General features: G+C 67.4%; 24 protein-coding genes. 10 read left to right on the top strand and 14 right to left on the bottom strand.

Annotation, left to right across the window (positions count from 1 at the left end; all coding sequences use genetic code 11):
* Positions 1-90: 90 nt before the first annotated feature.
* Genes AC1DEM_RS06755 through AC1DEM_RS06745 form a run of 3 tightly spaced genes read left to right on the top strand, consistent with a single transcriptional unit; the run spans position 91 to position 3,324 of the window.
* Positions 91-456 (top strand): hypothetical protein, encoded by a 366-nt coding sequence (locus AC1DEM_RS06755; protein ID WP_476883744.1) that lies wholly within the window; start codon positions 91-93, stop codon positions 454-456.
* The gene (locus tag AC1DEM_RS06750) at positions 434-2,662 is read left to right on the top strand and encodes a thioredoxin domain-containing protein (RefSeq protein WP_476883743.1); all 2,229 of its coding nucleotides are present in this window, start codon (positions 434-436) and stop codon (positions 2,660-2,662) included. Before AC1DEM_RS06755 ends, AC1DEM_RS06750 begins: the two co-directional genes overlap by 23 nt.
* The gene (locus AC1DEM_RS06745) at positions 2,659-3,324 is read left to right on the top strand and encodes an HAD family hydrolase (protein ID WP_476883742.1); all 666 of its coding nucleotides are present in this window, start codon (positions 2,659-2,661) and stop codon (positions 3,322-3,324) included. Before AC1DEM_RS06750 ends, AC1DEM_RS06745 begins: the two co-directional genes overlap by 4 nt.
* 171 nt (positions 3,325-3,495) lie before the next feature.
* Here the strand turns inward: AC1DEM_RS06745 and trhA are convergent, their stop codons facing one another.
* The gene (trhA, locus tag AC1DEM_RS06740) at positions 3,496-4,212 is read right to left on the bottom strand and encodes a PAQR family membrane homeostasis protein TrhA (protein ID WP_476883741.1); all 717 of its coding nucleotides are present in this window, start codon (positions 4,210-4,212) and stop codon (positions 3,496-3,498) included.
* 154 nt (positions 4,213-4,366) lie between these two features.
* Here trhA and AC1DEM_RS06735 point away from each other — a divergent pair, with 154 nt between their 5' ends.
* Both AC1DEM_RS06735 and AC1DEM_RS06730 read left to right on the top strand, forming a co-directional pair.
* A complete protein-coding gene (locus AC1DEM_RS06735; protein ID WP_476883848.1) occupies positions 4,367-5,128 on the top strand; it encodes an isoprenyl transferase in 762 nt (253 codons plus the stop codon).
* A 232-nt stretch (positions 5,129-5,360) separates the two neighbouring features.
* On the top strand, positions 5,361-6,800 hold the full coding sequence (locus AC1DEM_RS06730; protein WP_476883740.1) for a PhoH family protein: 1,440 nt from the start codon (positions 5,361-5,363) through the stop codon (positions 6,798-6,800).
* Between the two features lie 411 nt (positions 6,801-7,211).
* Here the strand turns inward: AC1DEM_RS06730 and AC1DEM_RS06725 are convergent, their stop codons facing one another.
* A complete protein-coding gene (locus tag AC1DEM_RS06725; RefSeq protein WP_476883739.1) occupies positions 7,212-7,874 on the bottom strand; it encodes a GNAT family N-acetyltransferase in 663 nt (220 codons plus the stop codon).
* Positions 7,875-7,921: 47 nt separating this feature from the next.
* Complete coding sequence (locus AC1DEM_RS06720) at positions 7,922-8,746, bottom strand: hypothetical protein (RefSeq protein WP_476883738.1); 825 nt, start codon at positions 8,744-8,746, stop codon at positions 7,922-7,924.
* 58 nt (positions 8,747-8,804) lie between these two features.
* Here AC1DEM_RS06720 and AC1DEM_RS06715 point away from each other — a divergent pair, with 58 nt between their 5' ends.
* Complete coding sequence (locus tag AC1DEM_RS06715) at positions 8,805-9,362, top strand: prepilin peptidase (RefSeq protein ID WP_476883737.1); 558 nt, start codon at positions 8,805-8,807, stop codon at positions 9,360-9,362.
* Between the two features lie 151 nt (positions 9,363-9,513).
* Here the strand turns inward: AC1DEM_RS06715 and AC1DEM_RS06710 are convergent, their stop codons facing one another.
* Both AC1DEM_RS06710 and AC1DEM_RS06705 read right to left on the bottom strand, forming a co-directional pair.
* Positions 9,514-11,241: a DHA2 family efflux MFS transporter permease subunit gene (locus AC1DEM_RS06710; protein WP_476883736.1), complete on the bottom strand. Its 1,728-nt coding sequence runs from the start codon at positions 11,239-11,241 to the stop codon at positions 9,514-9,516.
* Positions 11,238-11,954 carry a TetR/AcrR family transcriptional regulator gene (locus AC1DEM_RS06705; protein WP_476883735.1) on the bottom strand — a complete coding sequence of 239 codons (717 nt, stop codon included), beginning with the start codon at positions 11,952-11,954 and terminating at the stop codon, positions 11,238-11,240. Before AC1DEM_RS06705 ends, AC1DEM_RS06710 begins: the two co-directional genes overlap by 4 nt.
* A gap of 222 nt (positions 11,955-12,176) precedes the next feature.
* Here AC1DEM_RS06705 and AC1DEM_RS06700 point away from each other — a divergent pair, with 222 nt between their 5' ends.
* Positions 12,177-12,845 carry a VWA domain-containing protein gene (locus AC1DEM_RS06700; protein ID WP_476883734.1) on the top strand — a complete coding sequence of 223 codons (669 nt, stop codon included), beginning with the start codon at positions 12,177-12,179 and terminating at the stop codon, positions 12,843-12,845.
* Positions 12,846-12,965: 120 nt separating this feature from the next.
* Here the strand turns inward: AC1DEM_RS06700 and AC1DEM_RS06695 are convergent, their stop codons facing one another.
* The 3 genes from AC1DEM_RS06695 to AC1DEM_RS06685 all read right to left on the bottom strand — a co-directional run bounded on the left by AC1DEM_RS06695 (position 12,966) and on the right by AC1DEM_RS06685 (position 15,845).
* Positions 12,966-14,402, bottom strand: a complete 1,437-nt coding sequence (locus tag AC1DEM_RS06695; RefSeq protein WP_476883733.1) for a class II fumarate hydratase — start codon at positions 14,400-14,402, stop codon at positions 12,966-12,968.
* A 72-nt stretch (positions 14,403-14,474) separates the two neighbouring features.
* Positions 14,475-15,089, bottom strand: coding sequence for a carbonic anhydrase (locus AC1DEM_RS06690; protein WP_476883732.1), 615 nt, complete (start codon positions 15,087-15,089; stop codon positions 14,475-14,477).
* A 9-nt stretch (positions 15,090-15,098) separates the two neighbouring features.
* Positions 15,099-15,845, bottom strand: a complete 747-nt coding sequence (locus AC1DEM_RS06685; RefSeq protein WP_476883731.1) for a DUF4245 domain-containing protein — start codon at positions 15,843-15,845, stop codon at positions 15,099-15,101.
* Positions 15,846-16,039: 194 nt separating this feature from the next.
* Here AC1DEM_RS06685 and glpX point away from each other — a divergent pair, with 194 nt between their 5' ends.
* Complete coding sequence (gene glpX, locus AC1DEM_RS06680; protein ID WP_476883847.1) at positions 16,040-17,062, top strand: class II fructose-bisphosphatase; 1,023 nt, start codon at positions 16,040-16,042, stop codon at positions 17,060-17,062.
* 99 nt (positions 17,063-17,161) lie between these two features.
* On the opposite strand, the gene AC1DEM_RS06675 is transcribed toward glpX, so the two are convergent.
* From AC1DEM_RS06675 to AC1DEM_RS06655, 5 genes are all read right to left on the bottom strand, one after another.
* Entirely contained in the window at positions 17,162-18,133 is a 972-nt protein-coding gene (locus AC1DEM_RS06675; protein ID WP_476883730.1) for a lipid II:glycine glycyltransferase FemX, read from the bottom strand.
* A 4-nt stretch (positions 18,134-18,137) separates the two neighbouring features.
* Positions 18,138-19,427, bottom strand: a complete 1,290-nt coding sequence (gene manA / locus AC1DEM_RS06670; protein WP_476883729.1) for a mannose-6-phosphate isomerase, class I — start codon at positions 19,425-19,427, stop codon at positions 18,138-18,140.
* A 143-nt stretch (positions 19,428-19,570) separates the two neighbouring features.
* On the bottom strand, positions 19,571-21,202 hold the full coding sequence (locus AC1DEM_RS06665; protein ID WP_476883728.1) for an LCP family protein: 1,632 nt from the start codon (positions 21,200-21,202) through the stop codon (positions 19,571-19,573).
* A gap of 22 nt (positions 21,203-21,224) precedes the next feature.
* Positions 21,225-21,815, bottom strand: a complete 591-nt coding sequence (purE, locus tag AC1DEM_RS06660) for a 5-(carboxyamino)imidazole ribonucleotide mutase (protein ID WP_476883727.1) — start codon at positions 21,813-21,815, stop codon at positions 21,225-21,227.
* On the bottom strand, positions 21,812-23,008 hold the full coding sequence (locus AC1DEM_RS06655) for a 5-(carboxyamino)imidazole ribonucleotide synthase (RefSeq protein WP_476883726.1): 1,197 nt from the start codon (positions 23,006-23,008) through the stop codon (positions 21,812-21,814). Before AC1DEM_RS06655 ends, purE begins: the two co-directional genes overlap by 4 nt.
* A gap of 220 nt (positions 23,009-23,228) precedes the next feature.
* On the opposite strand from AC1DEM_RS06655, the gene AC1DEM_RS06650 reads away from it, so the two are divergent.
* Positions 23,229-23,816, top strand: a complete 588-nt coding sequence (locus AC1DEM_RS06650; RefSeq protein WP_476883725.1) for a GtrA family protein — start codon at positions 23,229-23,231, stop codon at positions 23,814-23,816.
* 77 nt (positions 23,817-23,893) lie between these two features.
* Here the strand turns inward: AC1DEM_RS06650 and AC1DEM_RS06645 are convergent, their stop codons facing one another.
* Positions 23,894-24,598: a TIGR03089 family protein gene (locus tag AC1DEM_RS06645; protein ID WP_476883724.1), complete on the bottom strand. Its 705-nt coding sequence runs from the start codon at positions 24,596-24,598 to the stop codon at positions 23,894-23,896.
* 369 nt (positions 24,599-24,967) lie between these two features.
* On the opposite strand from AC1DEM_RS06645, the gene AC1DEM_RS06640 reads away from it, so the two are divergent.
* Positions 24,968-25,510, top strand: coding sequence for a WhiB family transcriptional regulator (locus tag AC1DEM_RS06640; RefSeq protein ID WP_476883723.1), 543 nt, complete (start codon positions 24,968-24,970; stop codon positions 25,508-25,510).
* The last annotated feature ends 14 nt before the right edge of the window (positions 25,511-25,524 follow it).

Here is a 25,524-nt window from a genome sequence, read left to right as displayed (position 1 = left end):
GAAAAGACACTGCAGAAAAGACACTGCAGAAATGACGCAGTAGACAAGACGCCGTAGAAAAGACACCAGTTTCCACAGAAGGTATTCACCGTGCATTCCATGCTCATCGCTCTGGCAACAACCCCGGCGCCGCCACCCACGCCATCGCTGCGGCCGGGCCTGTCCGAGGACCAGGTCAGCCCGGGCCTGCTGGGCTTCCTGCTGACAGCCTTCATCGTGGTGTTGACCGCGGTGTTGATCGTGGACATGGTGCGGCGAATCCGCAGGGTCCGCTACCGTGCCCAGGTGGAGGCCGAGCGTTTGGCCGCCGAAGAAGCCTCCGAGGAGGCAGAGTCCCCGGGCGGCGTATTCCCCGCCGACGGCGCCGCCTTCCGCGCTGACGGCACGGCATTGCCCGCCGACAGCGGGGTTGCCCGGCCGGAAGTCAACGGCGATGCGGGACCCGGAAACCGCTGACGGCGGTTCGCCCAACCCGCTGTCCGGGGCCTCGAATGCCCTGGCAGCGGAACCCTCTGCGTACCTGCGCCAGCACGCCGGCAACCCCGTCCACTGGCAGCCGTTCGGTGACGCGGCCTTCGCCGCCGCGACCGCCCGGGACGTACCGGTGTTCCTCTCAATCGGCTACGCGGCCTGCCACTGGTGCCACGTCATGGCCCACGAATCCTTCGAGGACCAGGACACCGCCGGCTACCTGAACGCCCACTTCGTCTCCATCAAGGTAGACCGCGAGGAGCGCCCCGACGTCGACGCCGTCTATATGGCCGCCACGCAGGCGATCAGCGGCGAAGGCGGCTGGCCGATGTCCGTCTTCCTCCTGCCGGACGGCCGGGCCTTCCACGCCGGAACCTACTTCCCGCCCCGCCCCATGCCGGGCCGTCCGTCCTTCCGGCAGGTCCTTGAGGCCGTGAACGAGGCGTGGACGGAACGCCGCGGCGCCCTCGAGGCCAATGCAGCCACCCTGGCGCGAGGCATCGCAGCCTCCCAGCCAGCCGCCGCCCTGCGCCTCGACGGACAGCCCGAGCCTCTGGACGCCGCGCTCCTTGGCGAAGCCGTTGCGGCCCTGTCCGAGTCCGAGGACGAGGCGCACGGCGGTTTCGGCGGCGCACCAAAGTTCCCGCCGTCGGCAGTGCTTGAATTCTTGATCCGGCATGCCGCCGTACCCCAGGCGGCCGCGGCCCCGGACACCGCCACCGCGGCCCGTGACATGGCCGGGCGGACCCTCGCGGCGATGTCCCGCTCGGCGTTGTTCGACCAGCTCGACGGCGGCTTCGCCCGGTATTCGGTGACCCGTGACTGGTCCGTTCCGCATTTCGAGAAGATGCTCTACGACAACGCGCAATTGCTCCGCGTCTACGCGCACTGGGTCCGGCTGGGCGGCACGCCCGAGTATTCGGCGGCGGAGGCTGCAGAGATCGCCGGACACACCGCCGACTGGCTCCTGGCACGCCTCGGGCTGACGCCTGATCAGGCAACGGGACCTGCGGCGGGTCCGGATACTGGCCCCGCGGCAGGCCCCGACACCGGCGTCGTGGCCCTGGCGTCGTCGCTGGACGCCGATACGGTCGTCGAAGGCGTGCACGCCGAGGGCGCCAGCTACCTGTGGACTCCCGGGGAGCTCGAGTCACTCCTTGGCCCGGCCGACGGTGCCGCCGTGGCGGACCTCATGAACGTCCGCACGCCCGGGAGCGTGGGCGGCGACGGTTCGCCGCTGCATCCGGACCGGGAGATAACCGGCGGGGATGCGGTGCTGTGGCAGCGGGTGCGCCCGCAATTGGCGCAGGCCCGCAACAGGCGGCCCCAGCCCGGCCGGGATGCCAAGGTGGTGGCGGGCTGGAACGGGCTGGCCGTCGCGGCCCTCGCCGACGCCGATGCCGTGCTGGGGCGTCCCGAGCTCGTGGACACCGCGGAACGGATCGCGGCCTACCTTGAGCGCGTGCACTGGCGGCCGGAGGATGGCCCCGGGAGGCTCATGCGCGTCTCCCACGACGGAGCGGCGCGCGGAATCGGCGGCTTGCTGGAGGACTACGCCTTCTGCGCCGAGGGGCTGTTCGCGCTCTACGCGGTGACCGGTCGCACCCGCTGGTATGAGCTGGCCGAGGCCATCCTGGACGCCGCCTGCGGCCGGTTCGCAGCCGACGGCGGCCTGAAGGACGCGGCGGGGGAGTCGGTGCAGGTCACGGCCGCCCAGGGCGGCCGGGACGGCCTGGAGCTGTTCGACAGTGCCACTCCCAGCGGCGCCGCCGCCCTGGCCAGCGCCCTGGTGACCCACTCGGCCCTGTCCGGCTCCTCCGATCACCGGACCCTGGCGGCGAACATCCTCGCCCTGCTGCTGCCTCCGCTCGCGGTCCGGGCACCCCGCGCGGCCGGTTGGCTGCTCGCTACCGGCCAGGCTGCCCTCGCCGGTCCGGTCGAGGCCGCCGTCGCCGGGCCGGACACGCCGGAACGGGCAGCGCTGCACCGGGAGCTGCTGCTCTCGGCCAGCCCCGGGCTGGTGGTGGCGGTCCAGGACGACGACGCCGCCCGGCCAGTGCCGCTGCTGAGGGGCCGGGGCGCGGGCCCGGACGGTGCCCCGCAAGTGTTCCTGTGCCGCGGCATGGTCTGTGACCTGCCGACGGCTTCGGTCGAAGGGATCCGCGCGCGGCTGGCTACCATGTCCTCATGACTGGTCAGGACGGCTTTGAGCTGGTGGTGTTCGATTGCGACGGTGTGCTGGTTGATTCCGAGGTGATTTCCATCCGGGTGGACCAGCGCGTGCTGGCAGAACTCGGCTGGGAACTGGAACTCGACGAAATCGTGGAGCGGTTCGTTGGAAAGTCCGAGGCGCACTTTGTCGACGCTGTTGAACAACACCTCGGCGTCAGGCTCGCCGACGGCTGGGACCGGGACTACGGGCGCTGGTACCAGGAGGCGTTTGAGCGCGACCTCGAAGCGGTCGACGGCATCGTGGAAGCCCTGGACAGGCTGTCCCTGCCGCACTGTGTGGCCTCCAGCGGCAGCCACGAAAAGATGCACTGGACCCTCGGCAAGACCGGGCTGCTGCCCCGCTTCCAGGGCCGCATCTACAGCGCCACGGAGGTCGCCAACGGCAAACCGGCGCCGGACCTGTTCCTCCACGCCGCCGCAAGGCTCAACACCGCGCCCGGGCGGTGCGCCGTCGTCGAGGACAGTGCCTACGGGGTCCAGGCAGCCCGGGCGGCCGGAATGCACGCCTTCGCGTACGCCGGGGGTGTCACCCCGGCGGCGCGCCTGGCCGGACCTGGGACCACCGTCTTTTCAGACATGCGCCAGCTCCCCGAGCTCATCGCGGCAGGACGGCCCGGCTAAGCCGAGGGGCCCGACGTCCCAAATTCCCCACCTTTGAAGTAGGCGCCCTGCGTGTCGGGCCGAAGCGCCGGTGAGTCGCGGCGTCGCTGTCTCAAAGGTGGGGAGAATCTGCGCAGGCAGGCAGGCAGGCAGGCAGGCAGGCAGGCAGGACGGCCCGGCTAAGCCGAGGGGTCAGCCCAGCACCGCGATGGCAATGGCGATGTAGTGCGCGGCGAAGGCGAAGACCGTCAGGGCATGGAACAGCTCGTGGAAGCCAAAGTGCTCGTAGCTGATGTTCGGCTTCTTCAGCGCATAGAAGACAGCCCCGGTGATGTACAGGACGCCGCCGACGCAGATCAGCACCGCCGAGGCAATACTGGCGGCGAAGAACTCCGGAAGGTAGAACAGCGACCCGCAGCCCAGGGCGATGTAGATCGGCACGTAGAGCCACCGCGGGGCGTCGGTCCACAGCAGGCGGAACAGCACGCCGAGGATGGCTCCGGACCAGATCACCCACAGCAGCACTTCGGCCTGCTGACGGTCCAGCAGGGCCCATGCGAGCGGCGTGTAGCTTCCGGCGATCACCAGCATGATGTTCGTGTGGTCCAGCCGCTTTAGGACGATCTTGACGCGCGGTGACCAGTTCCCGCGGTGGTAGACAGCGCTGACGCCGAACAGCAGGACCCCGGTGACGGCATAGACGGCGCAGGCGACCTTCAGGTCCGGCGGGGCCAGGATCACCAGCACCAGCCCGGCGACCAAAGCCATCGGGGCGGTCACGGTGTGGATCCATCCCCGCCATTTGGGCTTGATCATCAGCAGTTCGGCTAGCCTCACCGCGGCGTCATCCACCGGGGTTCCCCGTTTCGCCGGAGGCTCCGGCAGGGGCTCTAGACTGTTGCTTTCCATCCCGCAATAATAACGTACGCCCTAGTAAGTTACCGGAGGGTAACAAGCGTTCCGAGGCTGTCCGGTGGTGGACCTGCACCCGCCAAGGCCCTCCGGCAGGTAGCCTAGGATGTGCACTGAACTAGTACCTCAAGGAAGCCAGGTGAACCTCCGGATGGAAATGCCCGGGCTCCTCTACGGCTTTTACGAGCGCAAACTGCAGCGCTCCCTTGACCCGGAACGGATCCCCCGGCATGTCGGCGTCATGGTCGACGGGAACCGGCGCTGGGCCCGCCAGTTCAACGCCCCCACAAGTCAGGGCCACCAGGCCGGCGCGGACAAGATCCACGAATTCCTCGGCTGGTGTCAGGAACTGGGCATCAAGGTGGTCACCTTGTACATGCTCTCCACGGACAACATGAACCGCTCCGGCGAGGAGCTCGACCTCCTGATGGGTATCATCGCCAACACCCTGGACCGGCTGGATGAGGACGCCGACATCTCGGTGCACGCCATGGGCGCCCCCGAACTGCTGCCGGACTACCTCGCCGAGCGGCTGAACAACCTGACGGCGCGCACGCCCGCGCGCGAGAGGCTGCACGTCAATGTCGCCGTCGGCTACGGCGGACGGCGGGAGATTGTCGATGCCGTACGGGAACTGCTGCACGACGCCGTCGCCCGGGACGCGGACATCGGCAAACTGGCCGATGACCTCACCGTGGATGACATCTCGCGGTTCCTCTACACCCGTGGCCAGCCGGACCCTGACCTGGTGATCCGGACCTCCGGAGAGCAGCGGCTTTCCGGGTTCCTCATGTGGCAAAGCGCGTACAGTGAGTTCTACTTCTGCGAGGCCTTGTGGCCGGCATTCCGCAAGGTCGACTTTTTGCGCGCCCTGCGCGATTACGCCGGCAGGCAGCGCCGCTTCGGGGCCTGAGGCATTCACACGGAGTTCACACGACGGCAACAGGAATCGCCGACAAATAGACAGACAAACCCACCCCCGGAGACTTATCTTTATCCCATCGGCAGCAATTTGCCGGCCGATCGGGGAGGCCAGTACATGGAGCGGATTTTCGCACCGGGTGTATGGGAGGCCGCGTCCGGCCTCCAGGCCGAGCCGCCTCACCAATAACAAATCCGGGCGTAGCCCCGGGGCTGGAGTCGATGTGGCTAATTCTGAGCAACTGCCCGACGTCGTTACCGACCAGGGACAGAAAGCTACCTCTCGCGCCAAGCGAGCCACCTCAAAGACCGGTGCAGCGGATTCCGCTGCGGCCGGTCTTGCTGTTTCCGGGGAAGGAACAGAGAACCAAGGCACGGCCCGCAGTTTCGTGATCGATACCTCCGTCCTGCTCTCCGATCCGCGGGCCCTCCTGCGCTTCGCCGAGCACGAAGTCATCCTGCCGATCGTCGTCATCACCGAGCTCGAAGGAAAGCGCCACGACCCGGAGCTGGGTTACTTCGCGCGCAAGGCGCTCCGGCTGCTCGATGACCTGCGGCTCGAGCACGGGAGCCTGGACCGTCCCATCCCGCTCGGCGCCGACGGCGGCACACTCATGGTGGAGCTGAACCACATCTCCGCCGAGGTGCTGCCCGCCGGCTTCCGCGGGGTGGACAACGACAGCCGCATCCTCGCGGTGGCCAAGAACCTGGCCAACGAGGGCCGCGACGTGACGGTGGTGTCCAAGGACCTGCCGATGCGCGTCAAAGCCTCCGCCATGGGGCTGCTGGCCGACGAATACCGCAATGAACTGGTCAAAGACTCCGGCTGGACCGGCGTCGCGGAGCTCGATGCGGGCGAGGACGAGGTTGCGACCCTGTACGGGCACGAGCCGGTCTTCATCCCGGCGGCGGCAGAGATGCCGACCAACACGGGGCTGGTCCTGCTTTCCAGCCGCGGCTCGGCCCTCGGCCGGGTCGGCGCGGACAAACAGGTCCGGCTCGTGAAGGGCGACCGGGACGTCTTCGGACTCCACGGGCGCTCGGCAGAGCAGCGGTTGGCGATCGATCTCCTGATGGACCCGTCGGTGGGCATCGTGTCCCTCGGCGGCCGCGCCGGCACGGGAAAGTCCGCACTGGCCCTGTGCGCCGGGCTCGAAGCCGTCCTGGAGCGCCGGGAGCACCGCAAGGTGATCGTCTTCCGGCCCTTGTACGCGGTGGGCGGCCAGGAACTGGGCTACCTGCCCGGCTCCGAAGCGGAAAAAATGAACCCCTGGGCCCAGGCCGTCTTTGACACCCTGGGCGCGCTGGTCAGCCAGGAGGTCGTGGAGGAAGTGATGGACCGGGGCATGCTCGAGGTCATGCCACTGACCCACATCCGCGGACGCTCGCTGCACGATGCGTTCGTGATCGTCGATGAGGCGCAGTCGCTGGAGAAGAATGTGCTGCTGACGGTAATGAGCAGGATCGGCCAGAACTCGAAGATTGTCCTAACGCACGACGTCGCCCAGCGGGACAACCTGCGGGTCGGCCGGCACGACGGCGTGGCGGCCGTCGTCGAGACGCTGAAGGGGCACCCGCTGTTCGGCCACATCACACTCACCCGCTCGGAGCGCTCGCCGATTGCGGCCCTGGTGACGGAGTTGCTGGAAGGGGCGGAAATCTAGGCTCGTCCCGGTTGGGGCCGTGGTCCGGGTTGCCGGACCACGGCCCTTCGCCGTTGTTGGGTTCGCAGTGGTGGGTTGCCGTGATTGGGTTCGCCGGGACGCGGCCTTTCGCCGTCGCTTAGACACGTCGCATGGGACCCACTACGGTCGCTAGGCGACCTCCGGGGTCCGATGCGCCGCGATGCGCTCCTTTACGAAAGACCGCGTCCGGCTTGGTGAGCCTCCCCCTTCGCGGGGTTGCGGTGTCCCGCTAAGGAGCGCATCGCCGACCAAAGCGAAGCGAAGGTCGCCCAGCGACCGCAGCGTAGCGACGGGAGGTGTCTAAGCGACGGCGGGGCGCCGCTGCACCGCAAAGCCAGTCACGGCAGCCCAGCAAACGGGAGGTGTCTCAGCAACGGAGGGACGCCGCGGTCACGCTTGGGGATAATTCTGGATGCCTAGGAACTTCGCTGTGGGTTCGTGGCCTTTTACCTGCAGATTCCAGTCGGGGCGTTTGAACGTGCCGGGGGTGAGGCGGACGTTTTGGACCTCCTGGGCGTTGCCGCCCCAGACGGCGCTGGTGACGCCGTTGAGCTCGTAGCCGAGGGAGCGCGAGACGCCCAGGGATTGCTGGTTCCAGATGGCGGCCTCGGATTCCGCCACTTCTGCGCCGAGCCAGTCGAAGGCGTAGAGGGCGACGGCGGCACGCATCTCTTTGCCGAGGCCGCGGCCTTGGACGCTCTGGCGGAGCCAGGAGCCCGTGGTGACTGTCTTCAATGTGGCGAAGTCCTTGGCCGCGATGTCCTGGCAGCCGACGAATTCGTCCTTGTGCCAGATGCCGAGCAGGAGGGTCCAGTCCTGGGGGTTCATGCTGCCGCGGCACCGCCAGTACCACTGCGCCATGTTGGGTCCGAGCTCGTTGGCCGGGATTTCGGTCCATGGGTTGCTGAACGGGTTCCGGCCCGGCTCGTGCACGCCGGTCAGGGCGGCCTCCACCGCGGCGGGAATCTCCTCGTCGCGGATGGGACGCAGCTCAAGACGCGGCGTGGTCAGGGTCAGCCCAAAAGGGGGCCAGTAGTCGGCGGGTTCAGTCATCGGGGAAGCCTAGCGGTGCCGGTGGGCGGATGCCAGTCACAGTCCGGCTATTCCGCCGGAACGTCCCAGCTGATGTGGCGCCGGACGTCGGTGAGGTTCATCGATTCGGCGAGGAACAGGTCATCGAGCATGTATTCGTCGACGCCCAGGATCCTGAGCCAGTGGCCGTAGCCGTTCTGCTCATTGCCGCCGCCGGGTGCGTCCAGCCAGCGGCTGGCAACGCAGACGCCCGTGCCGGCGTCAATCCTCAACAGTGTGCGTCCAGGCCGGCACAGCGGGGCTCCAGGATCGGCGGGACGGTACGAAAGGTTCGGGCTGACCGTGGTTTCCAGGGCGGCCCGGCCCTCATGGTCAACCTCCGTGATGGGCCCAAGCTCCACGGCGTTGGCGTTGGGGAACTCCAGCGGGACCGGGGCATTCCCGGCGAGTTCCACCGGGTCCAGGGCCGCGGCGAACCGGCCGTTCCCGAACGACGGTTCGCCGTAGGCTGCCTCCGGACGGCGGCGCACCAGCCCGTCGTCGTCGTACACCGGGGTGACCAGATTCGGCGGCAGCAGCCAGGTCTTCCTTGTGGAGCTGACATAGAAGCCGCCCCGTGAATCGTTGATGCCGGTGGTGCTGGCGATCACCAGCCCGTCGGCGGTCTCCAGCCGCAAGGCGCCGGGCCTGCGCAGCCACGCCCTGACGAGGCCGTGAGGAGAGACTGCTGCGGAACCTGCGGAACCCGCGAGGGGCCGATCCAAGTACTCGAACCTCAGCGACTGCCATTTCCACGGCGAGGACCGGCACAGGTGCCGGAAGGCCGCAGCCTGGCTCGCCGGGCCGCGTGGCGCGTCCGGCCCGCGCCCGTTCCTGCTGTCCCATGCGGCCATATCCACAGTTTACGCGCGGGGGCGGCCGTGCCGGATGAATATCCAGTAGCATCCGAGAGTGATCGAACGACTCGGCACCTTGGGCGCCGCCAACCCGCTGGCCTTCTGGCTTGCCGTGGCCGCGTGCGCCTATTTCTTCGTGATGGCGGTCCGGCTCACGGTCATCGATGTCCGGCACCATCTGCTCCCGGACAGGATCGTGTTTCCTTCCTATGCAATCGCCGGAGTCCTCCTGCTGGGCGCGGCCGTCAGCCAGCTCCTTCCCGGTGGCCAGGACGTTGCAGGCACAGCGGACGCCGGAGTGTTCGGCGTGCCGGGGCTTCGTGTCCTGGCCGGCGGGGCGGCCCTCTGGCTCTTCTACTTCCTCCTGCATGCCGTGTATCCGCCCGGGATGGGGTTCGGCGACGTGAAGCTCGCGGGCGTCTTGGGGATGTACCTGGGATTCCTGGGCTGGGGGCACGTCATGGCCGGGACCTTTGCCGCGTTCGTGCTCGGCGGGGTCTGGAGCCTCGGATTGCTCGCCGCGCGGCGCGGCAATCTTCAGTCGGCCATTCCCTTCGGGCCGTTCATGCTGGCCGGCACCTTGGCCGCCATGGTGCTGATTCCGGCCGGTTAGGCTTCCCGCCGGCGGCGTCCAGTACCGGCGCTGACCCCAAGCCCAAGTCTGCGGAACGTGACCGGCCCGGGACGCAGCGGGGGCGCCGCAACCCCCAAAAGGCTTGGGGCGCCCCAGGCAATGACTGTCGGCCGAGGCCGACTCCGGACGATCAGCCGCGCAGGCGGCTGAGTTCGGCGTCGTGCGTGGGCCCACCGGTACTGGGCTCGTCGTCATTAGTGGTTTCCGAGCTGTCGGCATCGCGGCGTGCTGCGCTGCCGGCCGCGCTGCCGGCCGCGCTGCGGGCCGCCTCGAGCCGCTCGGCTTCCTCGCCGCCAACTGCTTCTCCGCGGGCCACCATGCCGGCGGTGTCCGAGAGCGGGATCTGCTTGAGGGTCAGAGCCAGGATCAGGGCGATGCCCAGGAACGGCAGCAAGTACCAGAAGACGGGTGCCAGCGAATCCGCGTAGGCGTTGACGATCGCGTCCTTGAGCTGCGCCGGGAGCTGGTTGAGCATCTGCGGATCCATCGTTCGGGTGGACTGCGACGCCTGCTCGGCGGACGCCCCGGCACCCGTGAAGGCGTTGGTCAGGGATTCGGAAAGCCGGGTGGTGAAGATGGAACCGAAGACCGCAACGCCGAGCGATGCGCCGACCTCACGGAAGTAGTTGTTGGTACTGGTCGCCGTGCCGATCTGGTCCGCCGGCACGGAGTTCTGCACCACCAGGACGATCACCTGCATGATCGAGCCCAGGCCTGCGCCGAAGATGAACAGCTGCACGCAGATGACCCAGATGGGGGTGGCGGCAGTGAGTGTGGTCAGCCACAGCATTGCCGCAATGGTCAGGGTGGCCCCGAGGACCGGGAACAGCTTGTACTTGCCGGTCTTGGAGATGCGGATGCCGGAGAAGATGGCCATACCCATGAGCCCCACCATCATGGGCAACATCAGCAGGCCGGATTCCGCGGCCGAGGTCCCGGAGGACATCTGCAGGAAGGTCGGGACGAAGGCGATTGCCGCGAACATGCCCAGTCCCAGGGTGAAGCCGATGGCGGTGGAGTTCACGAAGATGCGGTTCTTGAACAGGCTCAGCGGAATGATGGGGTCCTCTGCCCGGCGCTCCACCAGGACGAAGGCGGTGGCGGCGAGTACCAGGCCGGCGCCGAAGGCCCACGTCAGCGGCGAATCCCAGCCCTCGTCTTTCTTGCCGCCGAAGTCGGTGAAGAAAATCAGGCACGTGGTGGCCGCGGAGAGCAGCAGCACGCCCAGGATGTCGATCCGCTTTTCGGCCTTCTTGTTCGGCAGCGTCAGGGTGAACCAGGCAATCGTGAACGCGGCGATGCCGATCGGGATGTTGATGTAGAAGGCCCATTCCCAGGTCAGGTGGTCCACGAAGAAACCGCCCAGCAGTGGTCCGGCGACGGCGGAGAGGCCGAAGATGGCACCCAGCGGGCCCATGTACTTGCCGCGCTCCTTGGCCGGAACGATGTCGGCGATGATGGCCTGGGACAGGATCATGAGGCCGCCGCCGCCCAGGCCCTGGATGGCGCGGAAGATTACGAAGCCCCAGAAATCGGTGGCGAGGGCGCAGCCGACGGAGGCGAGGGTGAAGAGCGCGATGGCGATGAGGAACAGGTTCCGGCGCCCCAGGATGTCACCGAATTTGCCGTAGATCGGCATGACGATGGTGGTGGCCAGGAGGTAGGCCGTGGTGATCCAGGCCTGGTGCTCCACACCGCCGAGCTTGCCGACGATTGTGGGCATGGCGGTGGACACGATGGTCTGGTCGAGGCTGGAGAGCAGCATGCCCGCGATGAGGGCGGAGAAGATGATCCAGATACGTTTCTGGGTCAGCAGCAGCGGCTCGGCTGCTGGTTTGGTGCTGACGGCGGCGCTCATTGCGCTCCTTCGGAAGGGTTGGACTGGCAGGTATCGGAGTGGGACGTGCCGGAGTTGGCAGTGTCGAAGTCGGACGTTGTGAACGGCAGTGAAAAGAGTGTGCGGGCGGCCGCAATGTTTTCCAGCATCATGTCCTTGTACGGGCGGGTGTTGCCTTCGGAGAAGTAATCGGCGCTGGTTTTCCTGGCGACGTTTCCCAGGAGGACCACGGCCATGCGGACCACTGGATGGTCGGCGGCGACGCCTTCCCTGGCCGCGAGCAGCCGGGCGAACTCGCCCTCGCGTTCCTCGGTGGCGCCGATGATCCGGAGCATTAGCTGCGGCTCCCTCTTGATCACCCCGATCAGCTGGCGGGTCTCTTCCTCGGATGCGCTCATCCGCTCGGCGAGATCGAGGGACAGCCTCACGAGGTCGGCGAGGAGTGAGGCCGATATTTCCCCGGGCGGCGAGTCCGCGCCGCCTGCCATGAACCGTGCCACCACCTCTTCCGGAAAGTCGTCGTCCACATGGCCGAGGATCGCGTCTTCCTTGGCGGGGAAGTAGTTGAAGAAAGTCCTGCGGGAGATGCCCGCCCGCTCGCAGACTTCCTCCACGGTGTAGCCGCTGAGGCCGCGTTCGGCGGTCAGGGAACGCGCGACGGCGGTGATGGTCGCCCGAGTTGCGGCCCGCTTGCGCTCGCGGAGGCCTACCGCATTAATTGCACTGTTTCCCATAAAGTGTATTTTTGCACTCAATTATAAATAGTGCAAAAGATGTGTGACGTTGCGGACGTTTTGTGCTGTTGCGGATGAACCTGTGCCGTTGCGGACGAACCTGTGCCGTTGCGCACAAAATTGTCGCACCCCGGCTTTAGCCTGCTTTTGTCCAGCCATTCTGCTGGCAACAGGTGGCCCACGGCGAGGCAGCAGCCCCGTCCGGGCCGGAAATGGGGAAGCATGACAGATTCAGCCCTGACGCACGTGTACGTCCTTCTGGACCGTTCCGGTTCGATGAGCGCCATCGCCGATGACACTGTGGGCGGGTTTGCGGCGTTCGTGCGTGAACAGCAGGCCGTGGCGGGCCGGTGCAGGCTTTCGCTCGCGCAGTTCGATGACACCTACGAGCGCGTCTACGCCTCGGTGGACATCCAGGACGTGCCCGCCCTGGACCTGCAGCCGCGGGGCAGCACGGCCCTGCACGACGCAATGGTCCGGCTGATCGGGGAGGCGGGTGCGGAACTCGCCGCCCTTCCGGAGGACCAGCGCCCCGGCACCGTGCTTGTGGCTGTGCTGACCGACGGGCACGAGAACTCTTCGCGCGAGGCCACGGGAGAACTGGTCAAGGCCCTGGTTCAGCGACAGCAGAGCCAGTGGGGCTGGCAGTTCACGTACTTGGGCGCCAACCAGGATGCCGTGCTGACGGCGGGCAGCCTGGGCATCCGCGCCGAGGACGCACTGACCTATGCCGCGGGGAACGTCGATGCGGCCTTTTCCGTCCAGTCCGCCAAGACGCGGCGGTTGCGGGAGGCGCGGATCGGCGGTGCCAGCATGGCGGACGCCGCCGCGGCAGCGGCCTACACAGCGGAGGAGCGGGAGGCGGCCGGCGGAGAACCGCCCCGGGTCTAGGTTTGGACACGCGCTGTTCAGACATGCGCTGTTCAGACATGCCGCCGGCCGGCACCCTTCAGGAAAGGTGCCGGCCGGCGGCGGATGTTCTCTGCGGGGCGGCGTCCCCGCCCGGAGTCGCTAGGCCTTGTGCGGCGGGCGCGTCATGGACATGACGTCCAGGGCGGTGTCCAGCTGCTCTTCAGTCAGTTCACCGCGCTCGAGGAAGCCCATGGAGACGACGGTTTCGCGGATTGTCAGGCCCTCGGCAACCGCCCTCTTGGCGATCTTGGCGGCGTTCTCGTAACCGATGAACTTGTTCAGCGGGGTCACGATCGACGGCGAGGCCTCGGCGAGGAAGCGGGCGCGCTCCACGTTGGCGGTGATGCCGTCGATCATCTTGTCGGCCATGACGCGGCTGGTGTTGGCCAGCAGGCGCACGGATTCAAGGAGGTTGGCGGCCATGACCGGGATGCCGACGTTGAGTTCGAAGGCGCCGTTGGTGCCGGACCACGCGATCGCAGTGTCGTTGCCGATCACCTGGGCGCAGACCATGATGGAGGCCTCGCAGATGACCGGGTTGACCTTGCCGGGCATGATCGAGGAGCCCGGCTGCAGGTCCGGGATCGCGATTTCGCCGAGGCCCGTGTTGGGGCCGGAACCCATCCAGCGCAGGTCGTTGTTGATCTTCATGAAGGAGATCGCAATATTGCGCAGCTGGCTGGACGCCTCGATGAGGCCGTCCCGGTTCGCCTGGGCCTCGAAGTGGTCGCGGGCCTCCGTCAGGGGCAGCCCCGTGTCGGCCGCCAGCAGTTCGATCACGCGCTCCGGGAAGCCGGCGGGGGTGTTGATGCCGGTGCCCACGGCGGTTCCGCCGAGCGGGACCTCGGCGACGCGGGGGAGGGAGGCGTTGATGCGCTCGATGCCGTAGCGGACCTGGGCGGCGTAGCCGCCGAACTCCTGGCCCAGGGTGACAGGGGTGGCGTCCATGAGGTGTGTGCGGCCGGACTTCACAACGTCCTTGAACTCTGCGGCCTTGCGCTCCAGTGACTCTGCCAGGTAGCCGAGGGCCGGGATCAGGTCATTGATCAGCGCGGACGTGGCGGCGACGTGGACGGAGGTCGGGAAGACGTCGTTGGAGGACTGTGAGGCGTTGACGTGGTCGTTCGGGTGGACAACCTTGTCGCTCCCGGCGGACTTGAGGGCCCGCGAGGCGAGCTCGGCGATGACCTCGTTGGTGTTCATGTTCGAGGACGTGCCGGACCCGGTCTGGAAGACGTCAATCGGGAAGTCGCCGTCGTACTTTCCGGCCGCAACCTGGTCGGCGGCGTCGGCGATCGCCTGGGCGAGCTCGCCGTCGAGCACCCCCAGTTCGGCGTTTGCCTGGGCGGCAGCCTTCTTCACCCGGGCCAGGGCCTCGATGTGGGCGCGCTCCAGGGTCTTGCCTGAGATCGGGAAGTTCTCGACTGCCCGCTGCGTCTGCGCGCGGTACAGGGCGTTCACGGGAACGCGGACTTCGCCCATCGTGTCGTGTTCAATGCGGAATTCTTCGGTGTTCAACTCATCTGTGGAAGTCATGGGGCTAGCTTATTGGGAGTGGGAGTCCCACCGAAAACCGTGAACGCTCTGCAGGGGCTGGGGGCCGGGGGTTTAGAGCCGGCCGATGCTCGAGACGAGGTCGGCCCGGCCGTCGGCAAGGCTGTACGCGAGGCCGACCACGGCAGTGCGGCCGCCGTCGACTGCGCCCGAAATCACCCGGGAACTGTCCACCAGCCGCTGAGAGGTCTGCTTGACGTTTTCTACCACCATGTCGTTGATTTCGCTCTGATTGTTACGCAGCGAGGTCAACACGGACGGGGTGATCCGCTCCACCAGGCTGCGGATGAAACCCACCGGCATCTGGCCGGTTTCCACGGCGGCCTTGGTGGCGGTGACTGCGCCGCAACGGTCGTGCCCCAGGACGACGATCAGCGGAACGTCCAGTTCGCTGACGCTGTACTCCAGCGAGCCGAGCACGGCGTCATCGATCACGTGGCCGGCGGTCCGGACGACGAAGGCGTCCCCGAGGCCGAGGTCGAAGATGATCTCGGCGGCGAGGCGGGAATCGGAGCAGCCGAAGATCACGGCGAAGGGGTGCTGGTCTTCTACCAGCGACGAGCGCCGGGACGCGTCCTGGTTGGGGTGTGAGGACGTGCCGGCGACGAAACGCTTGTTGCCTTCACGGAGACGCTGCCAGGCGAGTGCGGGAGTCAGATAAGTAGCCACGGTGCCACTTTACGGTGAAGGGCTGGCCGAAGGGGAAACTGTTGCGCCCGGGGTTACGCTCGCCGCGCCGGACCGTGCCCCGGCGGGAGGGTTGCTTTCAAGCGACTTCACCACTGCCTCGGCGAGGGTGGAGAATTCCTCCAGCGTCGCCGATCCGGACAGGATCACGGTGGTGCCGCGCTCGGCCAGCACCATGGATTTCTCGCCCTTGCCGGTGTCGTGCAGTTCCCAGTCCCGGCCGCCCGCGTTACGGGTGCCGGTCACGGGCGCGTTCTTGGTCTGCTGCAGGAGCCAGGTGGGGTTGGCCTGGCGGGTCTGCACAAGGGCGATGAAGGATTCCTTGGGCGTCGGGTAGCCGACTTCCCAGGCGGGGACGCCGTTGCCGGCTCCGGACTCCCAGCGGGCGTAGTTTGCGCGAAATGTGTCGCCGGTATCGGCCGCCACGGGTGTGAACCCTGCCACACCCGCCGCGTTCTGCGCGGAGGCGCTGACGTTGATGTTGGGCCGGTAACCGTCGGTCTTGGGGGAGGGGTTCATGAGGACGATTGGCAGGAATGCGGCGATGCTCACCACCAGGGCGATGAGCATGCCCATGACAGAGGCATTAGCGCGCTTGGCCGCTGCGGCGGCGATGACGGGCTTAACCGGTGGCTGTCCGGACGTGTCCGGGCCTGCCGTGGGGGAGCTGCCAGCCGGAGAACCGGGGGCGGCGGGGGAGGTGTCCTGCAATTCACTCACCCCTCTATAGTCGCGCATGTGCGGGCCGATCTCACATTCGTGGCGCCTGGGCCGCAGGGAAGTGAAGTGCGTCACGCGCCGGTCATCCCATGACCTTGCGGGCCCGCCCCGACTATGATCATTATCAGACGAATCACCGCGACGGATCGATCCTGGCCGTACGGGTTCAACGACCGCCACTCGAAGAAGAGGTTCACGTGACACCAGCGCCCATGTCCCAGAAGTACTCCACGCTTTCCCCGTCGCTCGCCGTCGGGATCGACGAGCCTGACCGCAACCTCGCACTGGAACTTGTCCGCGTCACCGAGGCCGCGGCCATCGCCGGCGGCCACTGGGTGGGCTTCGGCGACAAGAACAAGGCCGACGGCGCTGCCGTGGACGCCATGCGCTCCTTCCTCCAGACTGTCCACTTCAATGGCGTCGTGGTCATCGGCGAGGGCGAGAAGGACGAAGCCCCGATGCTGTTCAACGGCGAGAATGTCGGTGACGGCACCGGCCCCGAGTGCGACGTCGCCGTCGATCCCATCGACGGAACCCGCCTCGCTGCCCTCGGCATCAACAATGCCCTCGCCGTCCTGGCCGTCGCGGAACGCGGTTCCATGTTCGATCCCTCCGCGGTGTTTTACATGGAGAAGCTGGTGACGGGCCCGGAAGCGGCCGACATGGTGGACCTGCGCCTGCCCGTCAAGCAGAACCTGCACCTCATCGCCAAGGCCAAGGGCGTCAAGGTCAATCAGCTCAACGTGATGATCCTGGACCGGGACCGCCACCGCGGGCTCGTGGAGGAAATCCGCGAGGCCGGCGCCCGCACGAAGTTCATCATGGACGGCGACGTCGCCGGCGCCATCGCTGCGGCGCGGGCCGGCACCGGAGTCGACGCGCTGATGGGCATCGGCGGCACGCCGGAAGGCATCGTCTCGGCCTGCGCCATCAAGTCCCTCGGCGGCGTCATCCAGGGCCGCCTGTGGCCCACGAGCGACGAGGAGAAGCAGAAGGCGATCGACGCCGGCCACGATCTCGAGCGCGTGCTCTCGACCAACGACCTCGTCTCCAGCGACAACTGCTACTTCGCGGCCACCGGCATCACCGACGGCGACCTTCTCAGGGGCGTCCGCTACTCCAAGGACAAGGTCCTCACCCAGTCCATCGTGATGCGTTCGAAGTCCGGCACCATCCGCTTCGTCGACGGCGAGCACCAGGCCAGCAAGTGGGAAGGCTACGCCCGCAAGAACTAGCACCTGCGCGGCAGCACTGAACTGCAGCACAGAGCTGCTCCACTGAATACGACGAATCCCGGGCAGCCTCCGCGGCCCGGGATTCGTCGTCTTAATTCCCTAGCGGTTGGCGAGGGTCCGGGACCGGGCGCGCAGCTTCTTCGCGAGCTGGGCGCCCTTGCGGGCCAGCTGGTAGCTGCCGTAGCGCACCTTCCGGACCGGCAGGTCCCATGTTCCGGGATACGCGATCCCGCGGCCGCCGAACGACTTCTTGAACGCCGTGAACCCGGCCCACTTGTGGTCGGGCTGGTCCGCGGGCGCCACGCCCCAGAGGTCCACGTGTTTGAGGCCCTTGGCCTGGGCGTCCGCGATCAGGGTGACGAGCAGGGGGATGCCCGCGCTGAGCTTGCGGTGGGTGTCATCGAGGGCGGCATGGGCGTAGGTCCGGGTGTCTGCGGAATCGTACGCCAGGGCCGCGGCGATGGGGTGGCCGTCGAGTTCCGCGATGAACAGCGTTGCGGCTCCGGCCGGCATCAGCGAGCGGGCCACCTGGCTCAGGTACTCGTCGCTTTGCGGTTTGAAGCCGTTACGGGCCGCCGTCATGTGCAAGAACTCCAGGAGGACGGCGATCTCGGCCGGATCCTGGCTGGAGCGGAATGTCACGCCCTTCTTGTGGATGTTGCGGTACAGGTTCCGGTTGGCCGGCTTCATGTCCGCCAGGACGTCCTTGAAATCCCGGTCGAGGTCCACAATCCAGCTGAGCTCGGGCTGTTGGCTGACCGGAGCCGGCTGCAGGCCGCGGCTGCGGAGTACGGCGTCGGCCTCGGCGGCGGTGAACCCTGCGGTGACCGGTTCAACCCGGACAAACACGGCGCCGCTGGTCCGGGCGAGGTCCGTCAGGGCCGCCAGTGCGGCGTCGAACGCCGCCAGCGATTCGGCCACCGGCCCGTAGGGGGCGTACAGCAGTTTGCCGGCCGGATTGGACTCCTCGACCGCCAGGAACCGCCACCCGGGGCCGGACTGTTCGTGGGCCGTGCGTCCCAGCGCACGCTGGAACTGTGCCCACTGCGGGCTTTGCAGGAAATAATCCATGGTGTCAGGCTTCCAATGCGGTGGTAACGGCGAATGCCAGGGCGGGGCCGGCGGCGCCGGAGACGGCGTGGACGTTGACCGGGGCCTCTGCGGCGGGCAGGAAGGCACTGGCGCCCCGTTCCAGCCGCAGCTCACCCTTCGGGGAGTCGAGCCGGACGGAGCCTGCCGTGACAAGGACGACGGCGGCACCGGACTGTGCCAGCGGGACCGGCTCCGCCCCGGGCGCCAGAACAATTCGCTGCAGCTGGAATTCCCGGAACGGCGGACGGTAGAGTTCCTGGCCCAGCATTGTGGTCTCGGCGGGGAGCATGGGCACGGCGACCGCCTCGAACGCGACGGTCTTGAGCAGTTCCGGCACGTCCACGAATTTGGGCGTGAGCCCGCCGCGGAGCACGTTGTCCGATGACGCCATGACCTCGATCCCGAGCCCGTGGAGGTAGGCATGGACGTTTCCGGCCGGCAGGTAGACGGCCTCACCCGGCGCGAGCGAGATCCGGTTCAGCAGCAGCGAAATCAGGACGCCCGGGTCTGCGGGGTAGTCATGGTTGAGGTTCACCACCGTGGTCAGCTCCGCCACGTGCGATCCCATGGGCGCGCCAGAGACGAGGGCCGCCACGATTGCCTCTGTGGTGTGCGAGACGTCCTCGCCGCCGGCGATGAGCCGCTCAAAGGCGGAGCGGAGGGCCGCGGGCTCGTCCGGCCGCGCCAGGTCCTCGAGCAGCAGCGGAACAAGCGGCGGCAGCTCCAGCCCGGCGAGGTCGAAACATGCTGCCAGGTGCTGGAAGACTGCCCGGGATTCCGCCGCCGGCCGGAAACCGCAGAGCGCCTCGAACGGGGTCAGCGCGAAGATCATTTCCGGTTTGTGGAAGGCATCCTTGTAGTTGCGGTCCGGGGCGGCGGGGTCGACGCCGGCGGCTTCTTCATGTGCGAAACCCTCCCGGGCCTGGGCGAGGGTCGGGTGCACCTGCAGGGACAGCGGCGTCTCGGCCGCGAGGACTTTGAGCAGGAACGGCAGCCGCGGGCCGAAGGCGGCCACGCTCGCGCCGCCCAGGCAGTGTTCCGGATCCTCGGCGATCAGGGCGTCCAGCGCGAGCCGTCCGTCTTCGTGCGTTTCGGGCACGTGCCGGCCGGCGCCCCCGGCCGCAGGCGTCAGCGCCACAGACGGGGAGTCCGGGTGGGCGCCGATCCAGAGCTCCGCCTCGGGACCGCCCGACGCCGGCCTGCCGAGCAGCTCGGCGATCGCCGTCGGGGAGCCCCAGGCATAGGGCCGGAGGACGTTCTCAAGTTCGTACATGGCCTGGTCCCTGTCTTGTGGAATGTAATGTCTCGCCTAATGAACTGTCTCGTCAATGATTTGCGGTCAAACTGCAGCGGCCGCTCTGATCCGGGCACCCGCGGCGCGGGCAGCGGGCGCTGGTGGATCCACGCGGGCCGGTGTCAGAGCGGCGCGCACTTGCCGTTCGTGGCGACGAGGTCGCGGATGGACTGCTCGTCGCCGTTGCGTTTGAACTGGTTGAGCATCTCTTCGGTGATCGGCTGCCCGTCCGGTGTGGTGGTCACCGGGGTGAAGTCCGACGGCGAGGGCGGGGGCTGGGTGCCCGGCGCGGCGCCGGCGGCCGAGAGCGGCCCGGCAGCCGTTCCGGGCTCCAGGACAGTGTCGTCTGCGGCGCCGGCGGACGGGCTGGCCAGCAGTTTGGCCACCCGCTGGTGGATAATGTTGAAGTCCGGCGACGTGGAGAAAGCCGCGTCGAAGTCGGGCGGACCGATGGTCAGACGGCTGACGTCCTGGCCCTTGGCTTTCATGGCCAGGTCCACGAAGCTGCCGAGCTGGCCGGAGGAGATGTTGGATTCAACCACCTTGGTGCCAGCCTTGGCGATGTCCTCAAACTTGGCCAGCAGTTTTGCCGGGTCGAGCTGCTTCAGCATCGCCTGCTGCACGCACTGCTGGCGCTGGATGCGGGCGTAGTCGTCCACGAATTCCCGGGACCGGCCGTACCAGAGGGCGTGGAAGCCGTCGAGCGTCTGGTCGCCTGCCGGAATCCAGCCGTCCGGCATGCCGTGGATGCCGTGGGCCTCGTCCACCATCGGTCCGCTGATGGGGACCCAGCCGCCGGCCTTGATCCGGATGCCGCCCATAGCGTCGATGAGCTTGGAAAAACCGTCCATGTCCACGAGGACGTAGGCCTGGACCCTGATGCCCAGCGTTCCGGACACCGCCTCGAGGGTGGCCTGCGCGCCCGGGTCGGCCACCCCGGGATATAGGTCTTTATGGTTGTTGGTGACATCGGTGTTGATCGCGTTGATCAGGCATTCGTCCCCGCAGTTGAAGCCCTCCGGATACACCTGGCGCATCGGGGAGTCCGCGCTGAACTGGGCGTTCTGGAGGTTGCGGGGCACGGAGATAATCGCTGTGCTGCCGGTCTTGGCGTCGACGCTGATCACGGAGAGGCTGTCAGGCCGGCGGCCCGTGCGGTCCGCCCCGGCGTCGCCGCCCATCATCAGGAAGTTGTACCGGCCTTCGGACGGTTCAAGGGTGGGACCGGAACCGGCGAAGATGCTGCCGATGGCGTCGCGGCTGACGTTGAGCAGGTAGGCCGCGTAGCCCAGGGACCCGCTGCTGAGGATCATGGCCAGCATTAGCGCCAGCACCACCCAGGGACGGATTCTGGGGGCGAGCAGCCCGGGCCGGATCAGCCGCAAGGTGTTCAGGAACAGGGCAGCCCAGCCGATGGCCAGCAGCGCGAGGCCGAGCACCAGCAGGAGCGAGGGCACCGTGCCGGCGAGGATGTTGATCAGCGTGGAGCGGGACACGAGCAGAAGCAGTACGGCCAACAGGGCCAGCGCCCAGACCGTGAAGGTCACGCGCAGCGCAGACCGGCCGAGCCGGCGCTTCCCGGCGACGATCTGGGCGCTGCCGGGAACTAGCAGCGTTAGAAGGATCAGGACGAACGCCCGCTTTGTCAGCACCGGGGCCGGGGCCCCGGACGGGTTCCGGACCGGGTCGCTCAGTACCCGCCCGGACTGCCCAGTGGTCTCAGGCCGGTGCGTCGGGGCGTAGCTGTTGCTCATGCCGGGATTCCTAATGGCTGCCTTATTTGCTGCTGCGCGGGGCGACGTTGCCGTCGGCGAACACTTCGCTGACCTTGTGCCGCAGGCTCGCGCCCTTTCGGGTTGCGACGTCGTTCAGTTCCTGGGCGAAGTCCAGGAGGTCCGCCCGGAGCTGGAGCGCGAGTTCGTCTGTGCCCGAGGCAAGCATGCGCACGGCCAGGAGGCCGGCGTTGCGCGCCCCGCCGATCGAGACGGTGGCGACCGGAACACCGGCCGGCATCTGCACGATGGACAACAGGGAATCCATGCCGTCCAGGGTCTTCAAGGGCACGGGGACGCCGATCACGGGCAGCGGGGTGACCGAGGCAAGCATGCCGGGGAGATGCGCGGCACCGCCGGCACCGGCGATGATGAGGCGAAGACCGCGCTCGTGGGCCGTCTGGCCATAGCGGATCATCTCCGTGGGCATCCGGTGGGCCGAGACGACGTCGGCCTCGAACGGGATCCCGAACTCTGCGAGGGCTTCGGCGGCGGCTTCCATGACCGGCCAGTCCGAATCCGAGCCCATGACGAGGCCCACGATCGGGGAGTCCGCCCGGGGGAGCGGGGTGCCTGCGTTGGGTGCGGTGCTCATGCGGTCTCCTCGGAGGTTGCCGGCATTGTGCCGGCCTGGGCCCGGCCGTTCCGGATGATGTCTGCCACGGTAGTGGCCCGCTGCCGCACGGAGTCGACGTCGGCGGCTGAAGTCCCGACCAAGTTGACGTGGCCGATCTTCCGGCCGGGCCGGACGGCCTTGCCGTAGCAGTGCACCTTCGCGGCCGGCTCGCTCGCGAGGGCCGCGGGGTAGGCGGAATAGAGGTCCTGGTTGGCGCCGCCGAGGAAGTTCTTCATCACCACGACGGGTCCCAGCAGGTCCGTGGCGCCCAGCGGCAGATTCAGGACGGCCCGCAGGTGCTGCTCGAACTGGCTCGTCACCGAGCCGTCCTGGGTCCAGTGCCCGGTGTTGTGCGGGCGCATGGCGAGCTCGTTGATCAGGAAGCCCACACCCACGCCCGGGGTCTCGAAGAGTTCGACGGCCATGACACCGGTCACGCCGAGCTCGCCCGCGATCCGGACCGCAGCGTTCTCCGCGGCCGCGGCAACATCGAGGGGGATGTCCAGGGCCGGGGCAATCACTTCGTCGCACACGCCGTCGACCTGGATGGTGTGCACCACCGGCCAGGCCCGTGTTTCACCGTCCGGCGTCCTGGCGACCATGGCCGAGAGCTCCCGGCTGAATTCCACCTTGGCTTCGGCCAGCAGGGGGGACATGGCCTCGAACCAGTCGGCGGAGCCGGCCGCGTCCTCGGCCGAGGACACAATGCGCACGCCCTTGCCGTCGTAACCGCCGCGGGGCATCTTCAGAACCACCGGCCAGCCGGTCTGCTCGCCGAAGGCGACAAGGTCCGCGACATGGGCGACGGCGGCCCACTCGGGGTTGGGCAGCTCGAGCCGGTCGATCGCGGCGCGCATCACGAGCTTGTCCTGGGCATTGACCAGGGCATCCGGGCCGGGATGGACGTTCACGCCGGCGTCGATCAAGGACCGCAAGTGCGCCGTGGGGACGTGTTCGTGGTCGAAGGTCAGAACATCCAGGCCGCGGGAAAACTCGAGCAGATGCGCCAGGTCCGTGTAGTCGCCGACCGGGGCATTAGCCACGGCAGAGACGGCAGAGACGTCCTCGCCTTCGGCGAGAACACGGAGCTCAAAGCCCAGGGCGGTCGCGGCGGGGGCCATCATTCGTGCAAGCTGGCCGCCGCCAACAACACCGATTACAGGAAAAGTCACAAGTCCCAGCCTACCGAAAACCTCACGGGAACCCGGCTTTTAGGGATTGGCAAGCGCGGGAACGCTGCTGATGGGAGGGTTCCGGGCCCGCACCGGCGCCGCCCGGCGTCGGGTGCGCGGGGAGCTGTCGGAACGGCCACTGCGGGCGGACTCCCGGGAAACGGCGCTAAAATGGGCGTTTGGCCCAATGGCCGACAGTTCCAGAAGGCCACGGAGGGTCATGATTACTACACTTAACGAGCGCATGCGCGGGCTGGCCTCGCTGTTCTGGCGCGAAGTGGCCAAGTTCGGCGCCGTCGGCGGCATCGCGTTCATCATTGACAACGGGCTGACGTTCTATCTGATGCACGGTCCCATGACGGACAGCGAGGCAAAGGCCCGCTTCTTCGGGGCCAGCGTGGCGACCGTGTTCTCGTGGATTGCGAACCGTTTCTGGACGTTCCGGCACCGCCGGCAGGCCAACGTGCTGCGAGAGTTCGTGATGTTCATCATCATCAACGGGATCGGCATCGGCATCTCCACCGGCCTCACCGCCATCGCGAAGTACGGCATGGGTGTCACCGACAAGAACATGCTCTTCCTGGCCGGGGTGGTCGGCATCCTCGTCGCCACCGTGGTCCGGTTCTTTGCCTACCGCTTCCTCGTGTTCAACCAGGAACTCGACGAAGAGCCGGAGTTCTCGCACGACCACGAAATCATCGAACGGCACCCGCACGCGCCGCATGACAGCCAGCCCGGTGCCAGCGTTTCCCGGACGCCCGTCCGGGAGGCCGTCAGGGACCCGGAGCTGCCCGGCCCGCCGGCCTGAGGCTTGGTGCCTGAGGTTCGGTGCCTGAGCCTCAGTATCCAAGGAACTGTCCAGTATCCAAGGAAATGTGCAGCGGTTCAGTTCCCGCTGATGCGCTCGGCGGCCCGCAGCTTGCCGGTCACCTCGACGTCGGGGTGCACCAGGACCACGGAACCGTCGGCCTTCCAGGTTCCCAGTGACTGCGCAAGGACCGCTTCGAGGCCGTCCGCCGCAGGAACGAGCAGCCGCAGGCCGGTGTCGCGGGCTGCGGCAAAATCCTGCAGGAGCGCGCCGTGTGCATGGACGGTGCCCTCAGAGGTGCGGACCGCGAGGCGTTCCGCTTCCGGCTCGGTGTGGGGCATGAAAATGTCCCCGTGGGAGCGGACCTCGGCGGCATAGTCAAGGACGCCGGTGGGCAGCTCACCCGTCCAGCGCATGGCCAACGCCGGCAGGGAGACAGCCATGACGGCGTCGAACCCGCCTGCGGCAGCTCGCGGGCCAGGGTCCGCCGTGGCCAGCAGCTCCGCCTCCGCGTCGTCGAAAACCACTTCCATGCCGAGCTGCCAGGCCGCCAGGGCCAGGATCACCGATTTCCAGTGCGCGGGCAGGTCCAGGCGCAGCCGCATGCCGGGTTCGGCATCGAGTTCGTCCTGCAGCAGATTGGAAGTCTTCGCCACCCAGTTGTCCAGCACCCGGCCTGAGAGTTCAACCCGCTCCGAATCGGGGCCGTACCAAGTCAGCCGGGGCGCTGTGGACTGGCCGGACCGCAGGGCTGTCATCAGGTCGATTGCCGGAATGCTCATGTCCTCATCTTGCCACGGCCCTCGTCACGGCCAACCGGCCCCGGGCAGCGTGACGTCGGTCACCCCGGCGGTTGGCGCGTCCGGCGGCCTCTGTGTGGGTGTGGGCAAAATTTACCGAAAACTCAATGAAAACCCCCGGAAGTGCTCAGTAGCCTGATTATTCCGCGGGATCCTGCGGGAGTGGCGAAAAAAATCCGGGCGTGGCGTGCGTGCACTTTGTGTATCAAGTTGATTATTATCTCCGCCGTGGCTTGACTCACGGATACTTACACGCGTGTAATTAGTTATCTAAAGCCACTGCACATAAACCGGCACTCAACCGAGTGCCATGGGGGTCTTGCAGTGGCTGCAAATCAGGAGGGGGACGCCATGGGGCTAGCAGAGCGTATCCATGAAGATGCCGTAGTTGCCGGCCAGGCCACGGCGAAATACCGGTCACGCGGCGTGCCGAGTGACTGGTATGTAGATCCGGCCGATCCGGACGCGGCTGAGCGCTATAACGAACACACCCAGGATTCCCTGCAGGAGGCCGCCACGGCCTTCCTCGCAGCGCACGACGAACTCCTCGCCGGCCCGGATCATGACACCGATCCCCTCGACCCGCCCATGGAGCTCCATTCGCCCGGTTCGGTTTCCGCCGCGCAGCCCGTCTGGATCGGACTGCCGTCCCGGCAGGAATTCGACGACGAGGGCGAGCTCGGCTGGCAGACCGATGCCCTGTGCGCCCAGACGGATCCTGAAGCCTTCTTCCCTGAAAAGGGCGGCTCCACCCGCGACGCCAAGAAAGTCTGCGGCGCCTGCAACGTGCGTTCACAGTGCCTCGAATACGCCTTGTCTAACGACGAGCGCTTCGGGATCTGGGGAGGCCTCTCCGAGCGCGAGCGGCGCCGGCTTAGGAAGCGAGCAGTCTAATTCTTCAAGAAGTA

The organism is Arthrobacter sp. 05T420, from assembly GCF_056396305.1.
This window is presented reverse-complemented; position numbering and strand designations above follow the sequence as displayed.

Coding starts and splice junctions, on each gene's coding strand:
- AC1DEM_RS06725 (WP_476883739.1), bottom strand. CDS start 7,874: ATGACTGAACCCGCCGACTACTGGCCCCCTTTTGGGCTGACCCTGACC.
- AC1DEM_RS06675 (WP_476883730.1), bottom strand. CDS start 18,133: ATGGATTATTTCCTGCAAAGCCCGCAGTGGGCACAGTTCCAGCGTGCG.
- AC1DEM_RS06750 (WP_476883743.1), top strand. CDS start 434: ATGCGGGACCCGGAAACCGCTGACGGCGGTTCGCCCAACCCGCTGTCC.
- AC1DEM_RS06645 (WP_476883724.1), bottom strand. CDS start 24,598: ATGAGCATTCCGGCAATCGACCTGATGACAGCCCTGCGGTCCGGCCAG.
- AC1DEM_RS06710 (WP_476883736.1), bottom strand. CDS start 11,241: ATGAGCGCCGCCGTCAGCACCAAACCAGCAGCCGAGCCGCTGCTGCTG.
- AC1DEM_RS06735 (WP_476883848.1), top strand. CDS start 4,367: ATGGAAATGCCCGGGCTCCTCTACGGCTTTTACGAGCGCAAACTGCAG.
- purE (WP_476883727.1), bottom strand. CDS start 21,815: ATGAGCACCGCACCCAACGCAGGCACCCCGCTCCCCCGGGCGGACTCC.
- AC1DEM_RS06720 (WP_476883738.1), bottom strand. CDS start 8,746: ATGGCCGCATGGGACAGCAGGAACGGGCGCGGGCCGGACGCGCCACGC.
- AC1DEM_RS06705 (WP_476883735.1), bottom strand. CDS start 11,954: ATGGGAAACAGTGCAATTAATGCGGTAGGCCTCCGCGAGCGCAAGCGG.
- AC1DEM_RS06650 (WP_476883725.1), top strand. CDS start 23,229: ATGATTACTACACTTAACGAGCGCATGCGCGGGCTGGCCTCGCTGTTC.
- AC1DEM_RS06640 (WP_476883723.1), top strand. CDS start 24,968: ATGGGGCTAGCAGAGCGTATCCATGAAGATGCCGTAGTTGCCGGCCAG.
- AC1DEM_RS06700 (WP_476883734.1), top strand. CDS start 12,177: ATGACAGATTCAGCCCTGACGCACGTGTACGTCCTTCTGGACCGTTCC.
- trhA (WP_476883741.1), bottom strand. CDS start 4,212: ATGGAAAGCAACAGTCTAGAGCCCCTGCCGGAGCCTCCGGCGAAACGG.
- manA (WP_476883729.1), bottom strand. CDS start 19,427: ATGTACGAACTTGAGAACGTCCTCCGGCCCTATGCCTGGGGCTCCCCG.
- glpX (WP_476883847.1), top strand. CDS start 16,040: ATGTCCCAGAAGTACTCCACGCTTTCCCCGTCGCTCGCCGTCGGGATC.
- AC1DEM_RS06695 (WP_476883733.1), bottom strand. CDS start 14,402: ATGACTTCCACAGATGAGTTGAACACCGAAGAATTCCGCATTGAACAC.
- AC1DEM_RS06745 (WP_476883742.1), top strand. CDS start 2,659: ATGACTGGTCAGGACGGCTTTGAGCTGGTGGTGTTCGATTGCGACGGT.
- AC1DEM_RS06685 (WP_476883731.1), bottom strand. CDS start 15,845: ATGCGCGACTATAGAGGGGTGAGTGAATTGCAGGACACCTCCCCCGCC.
- AC1DEM_RS06665 (WP_476883728.1), bottom strand. CDS start 21,202: ATGAGCAACAGCTACGCCCCGACGCACCGGCCTGAGACCACTGGGCAG.